This window comes from Pseudonocardia cypriaca, from assembly GCF_006717045.1.
Taxonomy (GTDB): Bacteria; Actinomycetota; Actinomycetes; order Mycobacteriales; family Pseudonocardiaceae; genus Pseudonocardia; species Pseudonocardia cypriaca.
Genome location: NZ_VFPH01000003.1, coordinates 1,023,775 through 1,042,783, shown reverse-complemented (window position 1 = coordinate 1,042,783; position 19,009 = coordinate 1,023,775). Strand labels below are relative to the sequence as shown.

Sequence of the window (19,009 nt, the reverse complement as noted above, 5' to 3'; positions counted from 1 at the left end):
ACGGTCGTCGAAAGATCTGATGTCCGAGACGGAACCTACCTGCCGCGAGGCCTGTGATCGACCCGCGGCCCGCGAATGTGGTCAGGACTGCGCGGCCACCAGCGCGGAGGCGATCCGCTTCGCCCGCGGGGCGGCGGCCGCATCCTTCGGATGGAGGCGCAGCCCTGGAAGGCGGCGTCGTCGAAGCGCCGGGCGATGGCATCGAACAGGGTGGCCGCCGTGGAGATCTCCACGCTGTTGTTGTTCGGCGGGGGAACGGATTGACGGCACGCGCGCCCACCCTCCCGGCCGTCCTCGCGACCCGCGTCGTCGGAGCGGCGCTCCACACCGCGAGCGCGACGTCGGCGGCGGCGGCGCTCGCCGGCCCGGCGCGCCGTGGCCGGGCCATCGTGCTCGTGATGGTGCCCAGCACGAGGGACGAGGTGATCCCCGCGGCTGCCTCGCCCTGCTCCGCCGTGGTGTTCGACCGGGGCGCACTACCTCGCGGTCTCCACGTCGGGGCGGTCGGTCCGCTCGCCGCCGTGTTCGTGCTCGCTGCCGACTCGTCTCGGGTGGGGGCCGGACGCGCTTCTTGACCAGTAGACATCCGATGTCTACGGTGGGCCCGCATCGGCAGAAAGGACTGCGCGTGAGCCGCATCACCGCTTTGGAGACCGCGGACGTGCGGTTCCCCACTTCGCTCCAGCTCGACGGCTCGGATGCGATGAACCCCGACCCCGACTACTCGGCGGCCTACGTCCGGATCGTTACGGATGCCGGCGACTCCGGCCACGGGTTCGTCTTCACCATCGGCCGGGGCAACGACGTGCAGGTCGCCGCGATCGAGGCCCTCTCCGGTCACCTCGTCGGCAGGGACGTCGAGCCGCTGCTCGCCGCGATGGGCGACACGTGGCGCGAGCTGGTGCACGACTCGCAGCTGCGCTGGCTGGGCCCGGAGAAGGGCGTCATGCACATGGCGATCGGCGCGGTCGTCAACGCGCTGTGGGACCTGCGTGCCAAGCGGGAGGGCCGGCCGCTGTGGCAGGTGCTGGCCGCGATGACCCCCGAGCAGCTCGTCGACCTCGTCGACTTCCGCTACCTCACCGACGCGCTCACCCCCGAGGAGGCGCTGCGGATCCTGCGCGCCGCAGAGCCGGGCCGCGCCGAGCGGGAGGCGCGGCTGCTGGAGGAGGGCTACCCCGCCTACACGACGACCCCCGGCTGGCTCGGCTACGACGACGAGAAGCTCGCGCGCCTGTCCCGCGAGGCCGTCGAGGAGGGGTTCGACCAGATCAAGCTCAAGGTCGGCGGCGACCTCGAGGACGACGTGCGGCGGCTGCGGATCGCCCGCGAGGTGGTGGGGCCGGACATCCGGATCGCGGTGGACGCCAACCAGCGCTGGGACGTCGCGGACGCGATCGCGTGGATCAAGGAGCTGGCGCGCTTCGACCTCGCGTGGGTGGAGGAGCCTACCAGCCCCGACGACGTGCTCGGCCACGCGGCCATCGCCCGCGGCATCGCGCCGATCCCGGTGGCGACCGGGGAGCACATGGCCAACCGGGTGCTCGCCAAGCAGTTCCTCGCCCACGACGCGCTGCAGGTGCTCCAGATCGACGCCACGCGCGTGGCAGGCGTCAACGAGAACGTGGCGATGCTGCTGCTCGCGGCGAAGTTCGGGGTGCCGGTCTGCCCGCACGCCGGTGGGGTGGGGCTCTGCGAGGCCGTGCAGCACCTGGCGATGTTCGACTACGTCGCCGTGTCCGGCACGCTCGACGGGCGCATGATCGAGTTCGTGGACCACCTCCACGAGCACTTCGTCACGCCGGTCCAGGTGACGGGCGGCCGGTACCGGACCCCCACCGAGCCCGGTGCCGGTACCGAGATGCACGCCGCCTCGCTGGCCGGGTACACGGTGACCAGCGATGCCTGACCGCGTGCCCCCGTTGGGGAGGCTCGGCTTCGGCGGCGCCAACCTCGGCAACCTCTTCACGGCCATGTCCGACGAGCAGGCGCACGGTGTGCTGGAGGCGGCCTGGGAGTGCGGCATCCGCTACTTCGACACGGCGCCGCACTACGGGCTGGGGCTTTCCGAGCGCAGGCTCGGCGCCTTCCTCGCCACCAAGCCGCGGGACGAGTTCGTCATCTCCACCAAGGTCGGCAGGCGGCTGGAGCCGAGCCCGGAAACATCAGATGGGTTGGACGAGGAAGGCGGCTTCGTCGTGCCGGCCGACCCGCGCCGGGTGTGGGACCCCTCGCCCGGCGGCGTGCGGCGCAGCCTCGACGAGTCGCTGGAGCGGCTCGGCCTCGACCACGTCGACGTGCTGTTCCTGCACGATCCCGACGAGTACCCCGACATGGAGGCGTCCGTCGCGAGCGCCGTGCCCGCCCTCGTCGCGCTGCGCGAGGAGGGCCTCGTGCGCGCGGTGGGCATCGGGTCCAAGTCGGTGCCCGCCCACCTGGCAGGCGTGCGCACGGGCGACCTCGACCTGCTCATGGTCGCCGGCCGGTACACGCTGCTCGAGCAGCCGGCCGCACCCGAGCTGATCCCGGAGTGCCGGGAGCGCGGCATCGGGATCGTCGTCGCCGGCGCGTTCAACTCCGGGCTGCTCGCCACGTCCACGCCCGGCCCCGGAGCCCGCTACGAGTACGGCGACGCGCCCGCCGAGGTCGTCGAGAAGGCGCAGCGGCTCGCGATGGTGTGCGGGAAGCACGGCGTGGAGCTCCCGGCCGCCGCGCTGCAGTTCCCGCTGCGCGAGCCGGTGGTCCGCTCGGTCGTGCTCGGCGCCACGGAGCCGGAGCACGTGCGCCAGAACGTGCAGCGGGTCGCCGAGGAGCTGCCCGACCGGCTGTGGGAGGAACTCGCCGAAGAGGGGTTCCTGTCGTGATCGACGCCCACTTGCACCTGTGGGACCTGCAGCGCAGCGCGTACTCGTGGATCACGCCCGAGCTCGGCCCGTTGCACACCACGATCACCGCCGAGCGCGCGGCCGGCGAGCTGGCCGCGGTCGGCGTGGAGCGGGCGGTGCTCGTGCAGGCGGAGGACTCGGTGGCCGACACGGAGTTCATGCTCGAGGTCGCGGCCGAGCACGAGTGGGTGGCAGGCGTCGTCGGATGGGTGCAGCTGGACGACCCGTCGACCGCCTCGGCCCAGCTCGACCGGTTCACCGCCGACCCCGCGTTCCGCGGCGTGCGCCACCTCGTGCACGACGACCCGCGGGACGACTTCCTCGCGCTGCCCGCCGTGCGCACCTCGCTCGGGATGCTGGCCGAGCGCGGCCTGCCCTACGACGTGCCGGACGCATGGCCGCGCCACCTCACCGCCACGGCGGAGCTGGCCGGGGCGCTGCCGGAGCTCACCGTCGTGCTCGACCACCTGGGCAAACCGCCGCACGGGAAGCCGGACCTCCCGCAGTGGCGGGAGGCGTTCGCCGCGGTCGCGGCGCGCCCGAACACCGTGGCGAAGGTGTCGGGGCTGCAGGTGCGCGGCGAGCCGTTCACGGTGGCCGTGATCCGCCCTTCGTGGGAGACGGCGCTCGAGCTGTTCGGCCCGGCCCGGCTGATGTGGGGCAGCGACTGGCCGATGACCTTGCTCACGGCAGGGTACGGCGGCACCTGGGAGGTCCTGTCCGAGCTCCTCGGTGAGCTGACCGACGAGGAGCAGGGCAAGATCCTCACCGGTACCGCGCAGCGCGTGTACGGGCTGCCGGTACCGACGACATCAGAGGAGGGACCGTGCTCTCCGGTATCCACCCGCTCCTGACGGGGCCGCTGCTCCTCCACCTGGACGCGATGGGGCACTCGGACGCCGTCGTGCTCGCCGACGCGCACTTCCCGGCCCACCGGCTGGCGGCCCGCGTGCTCGATCTGCCCGGCGTCGCGACGCCCGACCTCATGGCCGCGATCCGCACGGTCGTGCCGCTGGACGACGCGCCTGCCGTCGACCTCATGGCCACCCCGGACGGCGAGCAGCTCCCCGTGCAGGAGGAGCTGGTCGCCGCATCGGGCACCAGCGACGTGCGCTTCCTCGACCGGTTCGCCTTCTACGACGCGGCCGCGCCCGCCTACCTGATCGTGCGCACCGGCGAGACCCGCGTGTACGGCAACGCGATACTGCGGAAGGGCGTCGTGGGATGACCGAGCCGCTGTTGTTGCAGGCCAAGGGCGTCGGGAAGAGCTTCCCCGGCGTCCGGGCGCTGCAGGACATGCACATCGAGCTGCGCCGCGGCGAGGTGCTCGCGCTCGTCGGGGAGAACGGCGCTGGCAAGTCGACGCTGATGAAGCTGCTGTCCGGCATCTACACGCCGGACGAGGGCGAGTTCTTCCTCGACGGGGAGCCGCTGCAGGTCTCCGGTCCGCGCGACGCGCTGGCGCAGGGCATCAGCATCATCCACCAGGAGTTCAACCTGATGCCCGACCTCACGGTCGCGCAGAACATCTTCATCGGCCGCGAGCCGAAGGCCGGGCGGTTCTTCCTCGGCGAGCGGGCCCTCGAGGCGAAGGCCGCCGAGCTGCTCGACCGGCTGCACATGCCGTTGAAGCCCGGGCAGCGGGTGGGCGACCTGACCGTCGCGAAGCAGCAGATGGTGGAGATCGCGAAGGCCCTGTCCTACGAGCCCCGCATCCTGATCATGGACGAGCCCACGGCTGCGCTGAACGACGCCGAGGTGCGGGTGCTGCACGACCTCATCCGGCGCTTCCGCCGCCCGGACACCGGCGTCATCTACATCTCGCACCGGATGGACGAGCTGAAGGCGATCAGCGACCGGATCACCGTGATCCGCGACGGCCGCTACATCGACACCCTCGACACGGCCACCACGACGATGCCCGAGGTCATCTCGCGCATGGTGGGCCGCGAGATCACGGGCGGGCTCGGGCCGGAAGGGGTGCGGGCGGACCGGCCGGTCGTGCTGTCGGTGCGCGGGCTCACCACCAAGGACCTGCTGAAGGACGTCTCGTTCGACCTGCGCGAGGGCGAGATCCTCGGTTTCGCCGGGCTGATGGGGGCCGGGCGCACCGAGGTCGCCCGTGCGCTGGTCGGTGCGGATCCGGTCGAGTCCGGCACGGTCGAGCTGCGCGGGACGCCGGTGCGGATCACCACGCCCGCCGAGGCGGCCAAGCACCGCATCGGCTACCTGTCAGAGGATCGCAAGCACCTCGGGCTGCTGCTGGACCAGGACGTCAACGCGAACGTCGGGCTCAGCTCGATCCGCGAGAAGTTCCAGTCGTGGGGGTTCGTCCGCGACCGCGCGATGCGGGCGCGCTCCCGCGAGGTCGTGGAGTCCCTGCGCATCCGGACGCCGTCGATCGACCAGACCGCCAAGTTCCTCTCCGGCGGCAACCAGCAGAAGGTCGTCATCGCCAAGTGGCTGGTCAAGGACTGCGACGTCCTGATCTTCGACGAGCCGACCCGCGGCATCGACGTGGGTGCCAAGGAGGAGATCTACCGGCTCCTGAACGATCTCGCCGCCCAGGGCAAGTCGATCATCATGATCTCCTCCGAGCTGCCGGAGGTGCTGAGGATGTCGCACCGGGTCGTCGTGATGAGCGAGGGCCGGGTCACCGGGCAACTCGACGCAGCAGAAGCAACCCAGGAGAGCGTCATGCACTTCGCCACCCTGCGCCCGGAGACGGAGGCAGTCAGTTGACAACTCCCACCGCCACCGAGGAGGAGCAGCGCAAGGAAGCGCCCGCAGGGGTGCGCCAGTCGCTGCGGGCCGGGCTGCAGCAGTTCCTCGCATTCGCGAGCCTGCTCGTGATCTTCGTGTTCTTCTCGATCGTCAGCCCGAACTTCTTCAACTACGGCAACATCACCAACATCCTGTTCTCGACGGTCGTGATCGGCACGCTCGCGCTCGGCACCACCTTCGTGATCATCACGGGTGGCATCGACCTGTCGATCGGCACCGGCATGACGCTGTGCGCCGTGATGTCGGGGGTGCTGATCGTCAACGCGGGGGTCCCGCTGCCGCTCGGCGTGCTCGGCGCGATCCTCTTCGGCGGGCTGCTCGGGCTGATCAACGGCCTGAACGTGGCCGTGCTCGGGCTGCCGCCGTTCATCGCGACGCTGGCGATGATGCTGGTGGCGCAGGGCCTGGCGCTGGTCGTCTCGAACAGCACGCCGATCTACTTCGACCAGACGCCGTCCTACATCGACATCTCGATCGGCAGCATCATCCCCGGCGCCAACTTCCCCAACGCCGTGATCATCCTGGCGCTGGCCGCTGTGATCGCCGGTGTGCTGCTCAACAAGACGGTGCTCGGGCGCTACACCTACTCGATCGGCAGCAACGAGGAGGCCACCGCGCTCTCCGGCATCGACGTGCGCCGGTGGAAGATCGTCATCTACACGCTCGCCGGCCTGTTCACCGGTCTCGCGGGCGTGATGATCTCGGCCCGCCTCGGCTCGGCGCAGCCCGCCACCGGCATGGGCTACGAGCTCCAGGCGATCGCGGCCGTCGTGATCGGAGGCACCTCCCTCTCGGGGGGCAAGGGCTCGATCGTCGGTACGGTCATCGGTGCCCTGATCATCTCCGTGCTGAACAACGGGTTGCAGATCATGTCGATCCCGCAGGAATGGCAGAACGTCATCCTCGGCTGTGTGATCCTGCTCGCCGTGTACGCAGACCGGGCACGCAAGAGCACCACCGCCTGACCGCTAGATTTTCTCCACCACGCTCGACCAAGGGAGCTCGATCGACATGCGGATCCACCGGATCGGAGCGGCTTTCGCGGCGGCCGCCTTCGCCTTGACGGCCGCGGCGTGCGGCGGCTCGTCCGACGCGGGCGGGGGCGGCGAGCAGCCGTACATCGCAATCGTCTCCAAGGGTTTCCAGCACCAGTTCTGGCAGGCCGTCAAGCAGGGCGCCGAGCAGGAAGCGGCCGTGCAGGGCGTGCGGATCAGCTTCGAGGGGCCGGCCAGCGAGTCCGAGGTCGAGGCCCAGGTGACGATGCTGACCAACGCGCTGGGCCGCCAGCCCGACGTGCTCGGCTTCGCCGCCCTCGACTCGCGTGCCGCGGCCCCGCTGCTCCAGCAGGCGCGGAGCAGCAACATCCCCGTGATCGCGTTCGACTCCGGGGTCGACAGCGACATCCCGCTCACCACCGCGGCCACCGACAACAAGGCCGCAGCCGCCGAGGCCGCGAAGCACATGGCCGAGGCGCTCGGCGGCAGCGGCAAGGTCGGTCTGGTCGTGCACGACCAGACCAGCCGCACCGGGCAGGACCGCCGCGACGGCTTCCTCGAGTGGATGCGCACCAACGCACCGGGCGTCCAGGTCCTCGACCCGCAGTACGGCGGCGGCGACCAGGCCAAGTCCGCCGACATCACCAAGGCGATCATCGCCGCCAACCCGGACCTGCGCGGGATCTACGCCGCCAACGAGGGCTCGGCGATCGGCGTGCTCCGCGGCGTCGCGGAGAGCGGCAAGACCGGGCTCACCGTCATCGGCTTCGACTCCGGCACCGGCCAGATCGAGGCGATCAGGAACGGGCAGATGCTCGGCGCGGTCACCCAGGACCCGATCGGCATGGGCAAGGCGCTCGTCGACGCGGCGGCCAAGGCCCACCGCGGCGAGCAGCTGCCGAAGGTGATCGACACGGGCTTCTTCTGGTACGACAAGAGCAACATCGACAGCGCGGAGATCCAGCCGCTGCTGTACCAGTAAGCCCCCGAAACGTCAGCAAAGCCACTTTCATGGCGCCACGCGTCGTGAAAGTGGCTTTGCTGACGTCTGGGGTCAGCCCATCGCCTGCCGGAGCCACTCCGCCACGCCGTTGATGTGCACGGTGGCGTGCGCGGCCGCGAGCGTCGCGTCGCCTCGTGCCAGTGCCTCGATGATCGCCCGGTGCTCGGTCAGCGTGCGCTCCACCGCGCCCTCCTCGGACAACCCCCGCCAGATCCGGGCGCGCAGGGTGCTGCTCGACAGCGTCTCGAGCAGGCTCGTCAGGTAGGCGTTGCCGGCCAGCTCGGCGATGTACCGGTGGAACACCTGGTCGTGGGCCACGAGGTCGTCCACCGACGTGGTGCTGTGCGCCTGGGCGAGCAGGTCGTGCAGGTGCTCGATGTCGGCGGCCGTTGCGCGCGGGGCGGCGAGGGTGGCCGCGGCCGGCTCCAGGATGCGGCGCACCTCGAACAGCTCCAGGACCGACGAGTCCTGGTGGATGTCGACGACGAACGACATCGCGTCGAGCAGGATGTCGGGCGTCAGGCTGGTGACGTAGGTGCCGTCACCTCGTCGGACGTCGAGCACGCGGATCACCTCGAGGGCCTTCACGGCCTCGCGCAGGGAGCTGCGGGAGAGCCCGAGCGCCTCGGACAGCTCCTTCTCCGGCGGGAGCCTGTCGCCTGGACGCAGCTCGCCGGACCGGATCATCGCCTTGATCTTGAGGATCGCCTCGTCGGTGACGGCCACCCGTGGAGTCTGGCAGCACCGCGGACGCTCGTGTCAGTGCCGACGCATAGCGTCTGCGAGGTGCTCACCACGCTGGCCGTCGAGAACTACCGCTCGCTGCGTGATCTCGTGCTGCCGCTGTCCCGGCTCACCGTCGTCACCGGGGCGAACGGGAGCGGGAAGTCGAGCCTGTACCGGGCGCTGCGGCTGCTGGCCGACGCCGCGCGCGACGGGGCGGTCGCCGCGCTCGCGCGGGAGGGCGGGCTGCCGTCCGCGTTGTGGGCCGGCCCGGAGTCGGTGGGGCGCGCGGTGCGCGCGGGCAGGGCGCCGGTCCAGGGAACGCGACGCACCAAGCCCGTCGGGCTCCGGCTCGGCTTCGCGGGCGACGAGTTCGGCTACGCCCTCGACCTGGGCATGCCGATCCCCACGGAGACCGCCTTCAACCGCGATCCCGAGTTCAAGCGGGAGTGCGTGTGGCGCGGCCCGGTGCTGAAGCCCGCCGCGCTGCTCGCCGACCGGGCGGGGCCGGTCGTGCGGACCCGCGAGCAGAGCGGGGCGTGGGGCCGGGACCCGCACCGCATCGGGCTCACCGACAGCATGCTCACCGCGTTCGCCGACCCGCGGATCTCGCCCGAGGTGCTGCTCGTGCGGGAGCGCATCCGCTCGTGGCGGTTCTACGACCACTTCCGCACCGACGCCGACGCTCCCGCGCGCCGGTCCCGGGTGGGTACGCGCACCCCGGTGCTCGACCACGACGGCGCCGACCTCGCGGCCGCCCTGCAGACGATCAAGGAGATCGGCGACGCCGAGGGCCTGCGGGCGGCCGTCGACAACGCGTTCCCCGGCTCCCGCCTGGAGGTGGCGGCGGGCGAGGACGGCCGGTTCGAGCTGAGGTTCCGCCAGCACGGGCTGCTGCGGCCGCTGTCGGCCGCGGAGCTGTCCGACGGCACGCTGCGCTACCTGCTGTGGGTGGCGGCGCTGCTGACGCCGCGCCCGCCGGAGCTGCTGGTGCTCAACGAGCCGGAGACGAGCCTGCACCCCGACCTGCTCCCCGCCCTCGCGGCGCTGATCTCGATCGCCGCCGCCCGTACCCAGGTCGTGGTCGTCACGCACGCGCGGCCGCTCGTGCGCGCCCTCGAGTCCGTCGACGACAACGCCGCCCTGCTGGAGCTGGAGAAGGAGGTCGGCGCCACCGTGCTGGCGGGGCAGGACCTGCTCGACCGGCCGGCGTGGCACTGGCCGAAGCGCTGAGCGGAGGGCCACCACGCCGTGGCCCTCCGCCCGCTCAGCTCGCCCCGTCCGCGCTCAGCCGCCGCACCACCATCGGCTCGGCCAGGATCTGGTCCAGCACCGCGCGGACGTGGTGGAAGTGCGGGGTCTCGAAGTGCGCGTCGAGGGCGGTGTGACCCGTCCACTGCTCGACGATGACCATGCGGGCCGGCTCGTTCGGGTCGACGTACGGCCGGTACGCGAGGCAGCCGGGCTCGTCGAGGGACGGCTCGATCATCGCCTCGAGGGCCGTGCGGAGCCGGTCCTCCTGACCGGGCGCCGCCAGGCACTCCGCGACGACGGTGAGGGACATGGGAGCTCCTCTCCGGTTCGAGTTCGGGTTCAGGGACGCACGGGGCCGGTGCCGGCGCCGGCGCGGGTGATCGCCTCGGCGATCGCGTCGAGGTCGGCGGGGTCGAGGGTGAGGCGGGCACCGGGCGTCCAGCCGTCGACCTGCGCCGGTCGCCGCGCCCCGACGATCGCGCCGGTGACGCCCGGCCACGCGAGCGCCCACGCCACCGCAACGGCGGGCACGGTCGTGCCGTGCCGAGCCGCCACGGCCTGGAGCGCCGCGGTGACCTGCAGGTTCCGTTCGAGGTCGGCGGTGAAGTCGGGGTGCGAGCGCCGCCAGTCGTTGTCCGGCAGGCCGGCGACCCTGGCCGCGTCGATCGCGCCGGTGAGCAGCCCGGAGTGCATCGGCTGGTAGACGATCACGCCGGCGCCGTGCTCGGCGGCCCACCCGATCTCCTCGGCCGCCTGGCGGCCCAGTGCGGAGAACGGCGGCTGGATCGCGTCGACGTGCGCCACCGCCTCGGCGCGGTCCAGCTCGGCCGGACCGTGGTTCGACAGCCCGATGGCCCGGACCTTCCCCTCGGCGCGGAGGTCGGCCATCGTCTGCCAGTACTCCTCCAGCGGCGTCGCGTCCACGGGCTCGGACCGGTCCTCGCCGCCCCAGACGAGCAGCTTGCCGTCGCCGGGCCAGTGCACCTGGTAGAGGTCGACGTGGTCGACACCGAGCCGGCGCAGCGAGGCCTCCAGCTCGCGGCGCACGCTCGCGGCCGTCATGACCTTGCGCGGCGGGCCGCTGCGCCGGGCCGGGTCGTCCCAGACCAGCCCGGTCTTGGTGAAGATCAGCGGCCGCTCGGAGTCGGGGATGTCGGCGATCGCCTTGCCGACCACCGACTCCGAGTGGCCGAGGCCGTAGGCGGCGGCGGTGTCGATCCAGTTGACGCCGGATGCGACGGCGTGGCGGATGGTGGCGACGGAGTCGGCGTCGTCCTGGGGTCCCCAGGCGTACTGCCAGTCCCCGCCACCCATCACCCACGCCCCCAGCCCGGTGGTGGAGATCTGCATGCCGGTATCCCCGAGCGGGCGGACCGGCAGGTGCGTCGTGGTCACGTGGTGGTGCTCCTTCGTCGAGCGTCGCGGCAGGTCGGCCTCACGGGGTGCGAGGTCGGCTGCGACGTCCACGAGCGTGGTTGCGGCCGCCGGGGGCAACCAGTGGCGCGCGGTGCCTGGGCACGCCATGACCAGGACGGCGCGAACGGATCGGGGGATGATCGGTGGATGGTCCTCGATCGACGCGCCGAGCTCGGTGAGTTCCTCCGGTCCCGCCGGGCCCGGCTCGACCCGGAGAAGCTGGGGTTGCGCCACCTCGGCGGGCGGCGGCGGGTTCCCGGCCTGCGCCGGGAGGAGCTGGCGCAGCTCGCCGGGGTGAGCGTGGACCACTACGTGCGGCTCGAGCAGGGGCGGACACTGCACTTCTCCGACGCCGTCCTGGACGCCGTGGCGCGCGCACTGCAACTCGACGACGTCGAGCGGGCGCACCTCCGCAGGCTGGCGCGTCCGGAGCAGGAGGCCGACGGCGTCCTGGCCGGGACGCAGGAGGTCCGTCCGGGCCTGCGGCGGCTGATGGAGATGAGCGCCGACGTGCCGGCGTACGTGGTGGGCCGGGGCACCGACGTCCTCGCGTGGAACGCGCTGGCGGCGGCGCTCATCACCGATTTCGGCGCCCTCCCCCGGCGGCACCGGAACCTGGCTCGGCTGATCTTCCTGGACGAGGGCACCCGCAGCCTGTACGCCGACTGGCGGAGCAAGGCGGGCGACGTGGTGGCCTACCTGCGCCTGGACGCCGGGCGGCACCCGGGCGATCCGGCCATGGCGGCACTGGTCGACGAGCTGTCCGCGGCCAGCGCCGACTTCCGGGAGCTGTGGGTCGAGCACCGGCTGAAGGACAAGACCCACGGCCGCTACGTCTACCGGCACCCGGTGGTCGGCGAGCTCGACCTGGGGTTCGAGACCCTCCGGCTCCCGGACGACCCCGATCAGGCGCTGATCGCCCACACCGTGGAGGCGGGGTCGCCGTCGGCCGCGGCGCTGCGGCTGCTGGCGACGTGGGCCGCGGAGACCGCGCGCGCCCGCTGACCGCGCCCGCCAGTGGTCAGAGCACCTTCGACAGGAACAGCTTCGTGCGCTCCTGCTGCGGGTTGGTCAGCACCTCGCGCGGGTCGCCCGCCTCCACCACCCGGCCCTCGTCCATGAACACGAGGGAGTCGCCGACCTCGCGGGCGAAGCCCATCTCGTGCGTGACGACCACCATCGTCATGCCGTCGCGGGCGAGGCCGCGCATGACGTCGAGGACCTCCCCGACGAGCTCGGGGTCGAGCGCCGAGGTGGGCTCGTCGAACAGCATCAGCCGGGGTTCCATCGCCAGCGCCCGCGCGATCGCCACCCGCTGCTGCTGACCACCGGAGAGCTGCCCGGGGTACGTGTCGCACTTGTCGATGAGGCCGACCCGGTCGAGCAGCTCCACGGCGCGCTTGCGGGCGGCCTGCCGGGGATCCCGGCGAACGGTGCGCGGCGCCTCCATGACGTTCTCGGCCGCCGTCATGTGCGGGAAGAGGTTGAAGCGCTGGAACACCATGCCGATCTCGCGGCGCTGCCGGGCGACCTCGGACTCGCGCAGCTCGTAGAGCTTGCCGCCGGACTCCCGGTAGCCGATGAGGTCTCCGTTCACCCGCATCTGCCCCGCGTCGATGCGCTCGAGGTGGTTGATGCAGCGCAGGAACGTGGACTTGCCGGAGCCGGACGGCCCGATGATGCAGGCCACCTCACCGGGCTGGACCGTGAGGTCGATGCCGCGCAGGACCTCGACCCGCCCGAAGCTCTTGTGGACGTCGACGGCCTCGACCATCGGGGGGCTCATGCCGGCTGCTCCGGGTTGCGTCGGGGGAAGAGCCGCGCACCGGTCTGACCTCGGTTGGTACCGCGTCCGTAGTAGCGCTCGACGTAGTACTGCCCGACCGAAAGGAGCGAGGTGAGCAGCAGGTACCAGGCGGCCGCGACGATGAGCAGCGGGATCGTCTGGAAGTTCGTTGAGTAGATGCGCTGCACCGAGGTGAGCAGCTCGAAGTACCCGATCACGACCACGAGCGACGTGGTCTTGAGCATCGATATCGTCTCGTTCCCGGTGGGCGGGATGATCACGCGCATCGCCTGCGGCAGGACGATCCTGCGCAGCGTCTGCGCCCGCGACATCCCGAGCGCGCCCGCCGCCTCGCTCTGCCCCTGGTCGACCGACTGCAGCCCGCCGCGCACGATCTCCGCCATGTAGGCGGCCTCGTTGAGGCCGAGGCCGAGCAGGCACGCGGCGAACTGGTTGATCAGCTGGTTGGTGTCGAACGAGACGAACTCGGGTCCGAACGGGATGCCGAGCGACAGCCGCGGGTAGAGCGCGGCGAGGAAGTTCCAGAACAGCAGCTGCGCGATCAGCGGGGTGCCGCGGAACAGCCAGATGTAGAGAGCCGAGACCGAGGACAGGACCGGGTTCGGCGACAGCCGCATGACCGCGAGCGCCACGCCGCCCACGATCCCGACGAGCATCGCCAGCAGTGTCAGGATCAGCGTGTTGCGCAGCCCGTTGAGCACCGGCGGGGCGAACAGGTACTCCCCGACGATCGGCCAACGGAAGTTCGGGTTGGTGAGGACCGTGTTGACGAACATCGCCGCCAGCACGGCCAGCACCGCGACCGCCACCCACCGGCCGGGGTGCCGCACGGGCACCGCCTCGATCGGCTTGGGCCGCTCCCTCTCGGATGGAGGGGACACCTCCGTCACGTCAGCTCCGGATCTCAGCCGTCGTGATCGCGCCGTCGGACACGTTCCACTTCTCGAGGATCGCCTCGTAGGTGCCGTCCTCGATCAACGCCTGCAGCGCGCCCCGCACGGCCTCCGGGTACTGGGCCTGCCCCTTCTTGATCACGACGCCGTAGGGGGCCGTGTCGTAGGTGGCGCCGAGCTGTTCGACGGCACCCTGCGTGGTGCTGACCGCGTAGGCGACGACCGGGGAGTCGGCCAGCATCGCGACGATCCGGTTGGCGGTCAGCGCAAGGGTCACGTCCGTCTGCTGCTGCAGCTCCGACATCTGGATCTCCGGCTTGCCGGCCGCCTTGCAGGCCTCGTTGCGGGCCACGAGGTCGTCCACCTGCACCGTGCCGCGCTGCACGCCGATCGCGAGGCCGCACAGGTCGTCCGGGTTGACGTTCTGCGGGTTGCCGGCGGCGACGGCGATGCTCGTGCCCGCGGAGAAGTAGCTGATCATGTCGACGGTCTTGACACGCTCGTCGTTGATCGTGAACGACGACATCGCCATCTCGTAGCTCGCGGCGTCGACGCCGGGGATGATCCCGTCGAACGAGGTGTTCTCGAACTGCGCCTTGAGGCCGAGCTTCTGCGCGATGGCCGTGCCGAGGTCCACGTCCATGCCGATGATCGTGGTGCCGTCGGTGTCGGTGAACTCGTTGGGCGGGTAGGACGCGTCCACCCCGAACTTGAGGACACCGTCGGAGGACACCGACTGCGGCACCATCCCGGCGAGCGCGTCGTCCTTCGTCACCGCCGGCACCGGCTCCGTGGTCGGTGCGGCGGCGCCACCGGGGGCGGCTCCGCCACTGCCATCGCCGCCGGCCCCGCACCCCCCGAGGAGTACGGCGAGCGCGGCTGCGCCGAGCGCGGCCGGGAACGAACGGCGGATGGCGGGCACGATGACCTCCTCGTAGGCGGTGATTACGCGGGGATGCTGCCACTCGTACGTCTGTCGGACACCTCGGCGGTGGTCACTGTTGTGTGACATCACCCAGAGTGATTCGTTTGGAATGTCCAGTGAGGAGCGGGGCTAGGTTGGGTACTCCCGGAACCGGCAGACACCGTGTGCGCGTTGTCCGCGGTGATACGACCCCAACGGAGGACCCGATGGCCCTGATCAAACGCCTCGCACTGCTGGCCACCGCGGCCGAGGCAGCGCGCCGCTACGCGAAGAGCAACCCCGACAAGGCGGCCAAGTACCTCGACCAGGCCGCCGCGTTCGTCGACAAGCAGACCAAGGGCAAGTACTCGGGCCAGATCCGCGGCGCAGCCGACAAGGCGAAGGGGCTCGCCGGGATCCGGCAGACGCCCGGCTTCGGCGCAACCGGCAACGGCTACACGCAGGGTTACGAGCAGAACGCGGGCTTCGGCAAGACGGCCGACTACACGGCGCCGACGACCCCGTCGCCGCAGCAGCCCCAGCCCGGCCAGGCCGGCCCGACCGAGCGGTAGGCCTCGCGATCGGTGTCGAACGGCACGTCCCGGTGTTCCGGGACGTGCCGTTCTCGGTTCGACGGCCGCCCGGTCGGGCGGGCCCCTCGACGCGCCCCACCCGGGCCCGCGGGCCATCTCCCCTGCGGGTGTGCGCCGTGTCAGGATTGCGCCCTGAGCCGGTCGCGGACCCGCATCGGGCCGTCCTCGACCGGACGCGCCACGCCCTGCGTCCTGCCACGAACGGGAGCAGGTCGACGAGCACGAGGAGGCACCGTGTCCGTTCCGCAGGACTGGACCCCACCCACAGCGGGCAGCCAGGACTCGCGGCCCAGCCGTGAGCACGTGGTCGCCGGCCTGAAGGCCACCGACGAGGGCGACCCGGAGCTCGTCCAGCTCCTCACGCCGGAGGGCGAGCGGGTGGCCGACCCCCGCTTCGACAAGTACGCCACCGACGTCGACGTCGACGCCCTGCGCAGCCTCTACCGGGACCTGGTGCTGGTGCGCCGGTTCGACCGCGAGGGCAACGCGCTGCAGCGCCAGGGCCAGCTCGGCATCTGGGTGCCGCTGCTCGGCCAGGAGGCCGCGCAGATCGGGGCGGGACGCGCCATGGCGCCCCAGGACATGGCGTTCCCGTCGTACCGGGAGCACGGGGTGGCGTGGACGAGGGGAATCGACCCCACGGACCTGCTCGGGATCTTCCGCGGCACCGACCACGGCAGCTGGGACCCGAAGGCCACCCGCTTCCACCTCTACACGATCGTCATCGGCAACCAGGTGCTGAACGCCGCCGGGTACGCGATGGGCCAGAAGTTCGAGGGCAAGGTCGGCGACGGCCCCGACAGCGAGGCCACGATCTGCTTCTTCGGCGACGGTGCCACCAGCCAGGGTGACGTGCACGAGGGCTTCGTGTGGGCCGCGGTCTACGACGCGCCCGTCGTCTTCTACTGCCAGAACAACCAGTGGGCCATCTCCGAGCCGACGGAGCGGCAGAGCCGGGTGCCGCTCTACAAGCGCGCCACCGGCTACGGGTTCCCCGGCATCCGGGTCGACGGCAACGACGTGCTCGCCTGCCTCGCCGTCACGCGCTGGGCGCTCGAGGAGTGCCGGTCCGGCAACGGCCCGGTGCTGATCGAGGCGTTCACCTACCGGATGGACGCCCACACCACCTCGGACGACCCGTCGCGCTACCGCCTCGCCGACGAGCTGGAGCTGTGGAAGCTCAAGGACCCGATCGAACGCGTGCGGGTCAACCTGGTGCGCGAGCACGGCGTCGGCCAGGAGTTCTTCGACGGGGTGCAGGCCGAGTCCGACGAGCTGGCCGCCCGGTTCCGCGAGTTCTGCGTGAACATGCCGCAGCCGGCCCCGGACCGGATGTTCTCCCAGGTGTACGCGGAACCCTCGCCCCTGATCGAGGCGCAGCGCGCCGAGTTCCTCGACTACCACGCGTCGTTCGAGGGGGTCTGAGATGGCGCAGACGACCCTGGCCAAGGCGCTGAACAACGGCCTGCGGGCGGCGATGGAGCGCGACCCGAAGGTCATCGTGATGGGCGAGGACGTCGGCAAGCTCGGCGGCGTCTACCGGGTCACAGACGGGCTGCAGAAGGACTTCGGCGAGCAGCGCGTTCTCGACACCCCGCTCGCCGAGTCGGGCATCATCGGCACCGCCGTCGGCCTGGCGATCCGCGGGTTCCGGCCGGTGTGCGAGATCCAGTTCGACGGGTTCGTCTTCCCCGGCTTCGACCAGATCGTCTCCCAGCTGGCCAAGCTGCACTACCGCTCGCAGGGCAAGGTCAAGGTGCCGGTCGTCGTGCGGATCCCGTTCGGCGGGGGCATCGGCGCGGTCGAGCACCACAGCGAGTCGCCCGAGTCGTACTTCGCGCACGCCGCGGGGCTGAAGGTCGTGGCCTGCTCGAACCCGGCCGACGCCTACTGGATGATCCAGCAGGCCATCGCGAGCGACGACCCCGTGATCTTCTTCGAGCCGAAGCGGCGGTACTGGGAGAAGGGCGAGATCGACCTGGACGCCGAGCCGCATCCGCTCTTCGCGTCCCGCGTGGTGCGGCCGGGCAGCACGCTCACCGTCGCCACCTACGGGCCGATGCTGAAGACCTGCCTCGCCGCCGCAAGCGCGGCCGAGTCCGACGGCCACGAGCTCGAGGTGATCGACCTGCGCACGCTGTCCCCGCTCGACCTGGACCCGGTGCTGGAGTCGGTGCGGCGCACCGGCCACCTGGTCGTCGTGGCCGAGGCGCCGTCGGAGTCCTCGATCACGTCCGAGGTCGTGGCCCGCGTCCAGCAGGCGGCGTTCTACTCCCTCGAGGCGCCCGTGCTGCGGGTCACCGGGTTCGACACGCCCTACCCGCCGTCGAAGTGCGAGGAGGACTACCTCCCCGACCTCGACCGCGTCCTGGACGCCGTCGACCGCTCGCTGGCCTGGTGACGCCGATGCTGCGCGAGTTCACCCTCCCCGACGTCGGTGAGGGCCTCACCGAGGCCGAGATCGTCACCTGGCAGGTCGAGCCGGGGGACACCGTCACCGTCAACCAGGTCATCTGCGAGATCGAGACGGCGAAGGCCGCCGTCGAGCTGCCCAGCCCGTGGGCGGGCACGGTGGCCGAGCTGCTCGCGCGGCCCGGCGAGACGATCGAGGTCGGCACCCCGATCATCGCGATCGACACGGGCGGCGGGGCGCCTGTGGCGAAGGCCGACGACGAGGAGGCCGTCCCCAACCTGGTGGGCTACGGCCCGCGCCAGGGCTCGGTGACCCGCCGCGCCCGCCGTGGCCAGGCGAGCCCGGCCGCGGCTCCGGAACCAGCGCCGGAGCCCGCGCCCGAGGCGCCGCGCGACGGGGCCGCCCCCCTCGCGAAGCCGCCGGTGCGCAAGCTCGCCAAGGACCTCGGGGTCGACCTGCGGAGCGTCAGCGGCAGCGGCGAGGGCGGTGTGATCACCCGGGCGGACGTCGAGGCGGCGGTCGCGCCGGCTCCGAGTGCGCCGGCTCCGGCTCCGAGTGCGCCGGCTCCGGCTCCGAGTGCTCCGGCCCCGAGCGTGGGTGGGGTGCGCCGCGAGCCGATCCGCGGCGTGCGCAAGGCCACGGCGGCGGCCGTGTCGGGCAGCGCGTTCACCGCGCCGCACGTCACCGAGTTCCTGGCCGTCGACGTCACGGAGACGATGGCCCTGCGGGACCGGTTGCGGGCCACCCGCGAGTACGCCGACGTGAAGCTCACGCCGCTGGCGTTCGTGGCCAAGGCGGTGTGCCTCGCCGCGAAGCGCACCCCGGACGTCAACGCCTCGTGGGACGAGGCGGCCGGCGAGATCGTCTACTACGACCGCGTGCAGCTCGGGATCGCCGCGGCCACGCCGCGCGGGCTGATCGTGCCGAAGATCCGCAACGCCGACACGCTCTCGCTGCGTGAGCTGGCCGGCGCGCTCGCCGACCTCACCGGCACGGCACGGGCCGGGAAGACACCGCCTGCCAACCTCGTCGGCGGCACGTTCACCATCACCAACGTCGGCGTGTTCGGCGTGGACACCGGCACCCCGATCATCAACCCGGGGGAGGCGGCGATCCTGGCGGTCGGCGCGATCAAGCCGATGCCATGGGTGGTGGACGGCGAGCTGGCGGTGCGCACGGTGTGCCAGCTGGCGTTGTCGTTCGACCACCGGCTCGTCGACGGCGAGCAGGGCTCCCGTTTCCTCGCGGACGTCGGCGCGCTGCTCGCGGATCCGGGGCTCGCTCTCACGTGGTGACCGATCCGTAACTGGTCATCGGGAGCACGGACGCCACCTCGTGC

20 protein-coding genes are annotated in these 19,009 nt (G+C 71.7%); 14 read left to right on the top strand and 6 right to left on the bottom strand.

The genetic code is table 11. The features are described from left to right. The first annotated feature begins 260 nt into the window (after window positions 1-260). The 8 genes from FB388_RS36465 to FB388_RS36430 are packed head-to-tail and all read left to right on the top strand — an operon-like array spanning window position 261 to window position 7,646. Complete coding sequence (locus FB388_RS36465; protein ID WP_142107213.1) at window positions 261-575, top strand: hypothetical protein; 315 nt, start codon at window positions 261-263, stop codon at window positions 573-575. Window positions 576-628: 53 nt separating this feature from the next. Next, entirely contained in the window at window positions 629-1,909 is a 1,281-nt protein-coding gene (locus tag FB388_RS36460) for an L-fuconate dehydratase (RefSeq protein ID WP_142107212.1), read from the top strand. Next, complete coding sequence (locus FB388_RS36455) at window positions 1,902-2,864, top strand: aldo/keto reductase (protein WP_142107211.1); 963 nt, start codon at window positions 1,902-1,904, stop codon at window positions 2,862-2,864. The genes FB388_RS36460 and FB388_RS36455 overlap by 8 nt, the downstream gene beginning before the upstream one ends. After that, window positions 2,861-3,739 (top strand): amidohydrolase family protein, encoded by an 879-nt coding sequence (locus FB388_RS36450; protein WP_142107210.1) that lies wholly within the window; start codon window positions 2,861-2,863, stop codon window positions 3,737-3,739. The genes FB388_RS36455 and FB388_RS36450 overlap by 4 nt, the downstream gene beginning before the upstream one ends. Next, window positions 3,712-4,113: an RbsD/FucU family protein gene (locus FB388_RS36445; protein WP_142107209.1), complete on the top strand. Its 402-nt coding sequence runs from the start codon at window positions 3,712-3,714 to the stop codon at window positions 4,111-4,113. The genes FB388_RS36450 and FB388_RS36445 overlap by 28 nt, the downstream gene beginning before the upstream one ends. Beyond that, window positions 4,110-5,627, top strand: coding sequence for a sugar ABC transporter ATP-binding protein (locus tag FB388_RS36440; protein WP_142107208.1), 1,518 nt, complete (start codon window positions 4,110-4,112; stop codon window positions 5,625-5,627). Before FB388_RS36445 ends, FB388_RS36440 begins: the two co-directional genes overlap by 4 nt. Continuing rightward, window positions 5,624-6,634, top strand: coding sequence for an ABC transporter permease (locus FB388_RS36435; RefSeq protein ID WP_142107207.1), 1,011 nt, complete (start codon window positions 5,624-5,626; stop codon window positions 6,632-6,634). The genes FB388_RS36440 and FB388_RS36435 overlap by 4 nt, the downstream gene beginning before the upstream one ends. Window positions 6,635-6,680: 46 nt before the next feature. After that, the gene (locus FB388_RS36430) at window positions 6,681-7,646 is read left to right on the top strand and encodes an ABC transporter substrate-binding protein (protein WP_142107206.1); all 966 of its coding nucleotides are present in this window, start codon (window positions 6,681-6,683) and stop codon (window positions 7,644-7,646) included. A gap of 72 nt (window positions 7,647-7,718) precedes the next feature. On the opposite strand, the gene FB388_RS36425 is transcribed toward FB388_RS36430, so the two are convergent. Further along, window positions 7,719-8,393, bottom strand: coding sequence for a FadR/GntR family transcriptional regulator (locus FB388_RS36425; RefSeq protein WP_142107205.1), 675 nt, complete (start codon window positions 8,391-8,393; stop codon window positions 7,719-7,721). 60 nt (window positions 8,394-8,453) lie between these two features. Between FB388_RS36425 and FB388_RS36420 the strand changes: the two genes are divergently transcribed. Continuing rightward, a complete protein-coding gene (locus tag FB388_RS36420) occupies window positions 8,454-9,623 on the top strand; it encodes an AAA family ATPase (RefSeq protein ID WP_142107747.1) in 1,170 nt (389 codons plus the stop codon). Window positions 9,624-9,657: 34 nt separating this feature from the next. Here the strand turns inward: FB388_RS36420 and FB388_RS36415 are convergent, their stop codons facing one another. Both FB388_RS36415 and FB388_RS36410 read right to left on the bottom strand, forming a co-directional pair. Further along, the gene (locus FB388_RS36415; protein ID WP_142107204.1) at window positions 9,658-9,954 is read right to left on the bottom strand and encodes a putative quinol monooxygenase; all 297 of its coding nucleotides are present in this window, start codon (window positions 9,952-9,954) and stop codon (window positions 9,658-9,660) included. A gap of 29 nt (window positions 9,955-9,983) precedes the next feature. Beyond that, a complete protein-coding gene (locus FB388_RS36410; RefSeq protein ID WP_246122731.1) occupies window positions 9,984-11,039 on the bottom strand; it encodes an aldo/keto reductase in 1,056 nt (351 codons plus the stop codon). Between the two features lie 168 nt (window positions 11,040-11,207). Here FB388_RS36410 and FB388_RS36405 point away from each other — a divergent pair, with 168 nt between their 5' ends. Beyond that, entirely contained in the window at window positions 11,208-12,065 is an 858-nt protein-coding gene (locus FB388_RS36405) for a helix-turn-helix transcriptional regulator (RefSeq protein ID WP_142107203.1), read from the top strand. A 16-nt stretch (window positions 12,066-12,081) separates the two neighbouring features. On the opposite strand, the gene FB388_RS36400 is transcribed toward FB388_RS36405, so the two are convergent. From FB388_RS36400 to FB388_RS36390, 3 genes are read right to left on the bottom strand one after another with little or no spacing between them, the layout of a single operon-like run. Next, the gene (locus tag FB388_RS36400) at window positions 12,082-12,846 is read right to left on the bottom strand and encodes an amino acid ABC transporter ATP-binding protein (protein WP_142107202.1); all 765 of its coding nucleotides are present in this window, start codon (window positions 12,844-12,846) and stop codon (window positions 12,082-12,084) included. Further along, window positions 12,843-13,748 (bottom strand): amino acid ABC transporter permease, encoded by a 906-nt coding sequence (locus tag FB388_RS36395; RefSeq protein WP_246122729.1) that lies wholly within the window; start codon window positions 13,746-13,748, stop codon window positions 12,843-12,845. The genes FB388_RS36400 and FB388_RS36395 overlap by 4 nt, the downstream gene beginning before the upstream one ends. A 10-nt stretch (window positions 13,749-13,758) precedes the next feature. After that, window positions 13,759-14,682 carry an ABC transporter substrate-binding protein gene (locus tag FB388_RS36390; protein WP_246122727.1) on the bottom strand — a complete coding sequence of 308 codons (924 nt, stop codon included), beginning with the start codon at window positions 14,680-14,682 and terminating at the stop codon, window positions 13,759-13,761. 209 nt (window positions 14,683-14,891) lie between these two features. Between FB388_RS36390 and FB388_RS36385 the strand changes: the two genes are divergently transcribed. The 4 genes from FB388_RS36385 to FB388_RS36370 all read left to right on the top strand — a co-directional run bounded on the left by FB388_RS36385 (window position 14,892) and on the right by FB388_RS36370 (window position 18,965). After that, window positions 14,892-15,236, top strand: a complete 345-nt coding sequence (locus FB388_RS36385) for an antitoxin (protein WP_142107199.1) — start codon at window positions 14,892-14,894, stop codon at window positions 15,234-15,236. Window positions 15,237-15,491: 255 nt separating this feature from the next. Further along, window positions 15,492-16,682 carry a pyruvate dehydrogenase (acetyl-transferring) E1 component subunit alpha gene (gene pdhA, locus FB388_RS36380; RefSeq protein WP_142107198.1) on the top strand — a complete coding sequence of 397 codons (1,191 nt, stop codon included), beginning with the start codon at window positions 15,492-15,494 and terminating at the stop codon, window positions 16,680-16,682. Between the two features lies 1 nt (window position 16,683). Continuing rightward, a complete protein-coding gene (locus FB388_RS36375) occupies window positions 16,684-17,658 on the top strand; it encodes an alpha-ketoacid dehydrogenase subunit beta (RefSeq protein ID WP_142107197.1) in 975 nt (324 codons plus the stop codon). A 5-nt stretch (window positions 17,659-17,663) separates the two neighbouring features. Then, complete coding sequence (locus tag FB388_RS36370) at window positions 17,664-18,965, top strand: dihydrolipoamide acetyltransferase family protein (RefSeq protein WP_142107745.1); 1,302 nt, start codon at window positions 17,664-17,666, stop codon at window positions 18,963-18,965. Window positions 18,966-19,009: the final 44 nt, after the last annotated feature.

Coding starts and splice junctions, on each gene's coding strand:
- FB388_RS36455 (WP_142107211.1), top strand. CDS start 1,902: ATGCCTGACCGCGTGCCCCCGTTGGGGAGGCTCGGCTTCGGCGGCGCC.
- FB388_RS36385 (WP_142107199.1), top strand. CDS start 14,892: ATGGCCCTGATCAAACGCCTCGCACTGCTGGCCACCGCGGCCGAGGCA.
- FB388_RS36440 (WP_142107208.1), top strand. CDS start 4,110: ATGACCGAGCCGCTGTTGTTGCAGGCCAAGGGCGTCGGGAAGAGCTTC.
- FB388_RS36375 (WP_142107197.1), top strand. CDS start 16,684: ATGGCGCAGACGACCCTGGCCAAGGCGCTGAACAACGGCCTGCGGGCG.
- FB388_RS36405 (WP_142107203.1), top strand. CDS start 11,208: ATGGTCCTCGATCGACGCGCCGAGCTCGGTGAGTTCCTCCGGTCCCGC.
- FB388_RS36370 (WP_142107745.1), top strand. CDS start 17,664: ATGCTGCGCGAGTTCACCCTCCCCGACGTCGGTGAGGGCCTCACCGAG.
- FB388_RS36400 (WP_142107202.1), bottom strand. CDS start 12,846: ATGAGCCCCCCGATGGTCGAGGCCGTCGACGTCCACAAGAGCTTCGGG.
- FB388_RS36430 (WP_142107206.1), top strand. CDS start 6,681: ATGCGGATCCACCGGATCGGAGCGGCTTTCGCGGCGGCCGCCTTCGCC.
- FB388_RS36415 (WP_142107204.1), bottom strand. CDS start 9,954: ATGTCCCTCACCGTCGTCGCGGAGTGCCTGGCGGCGCCCGGTCAGGAG.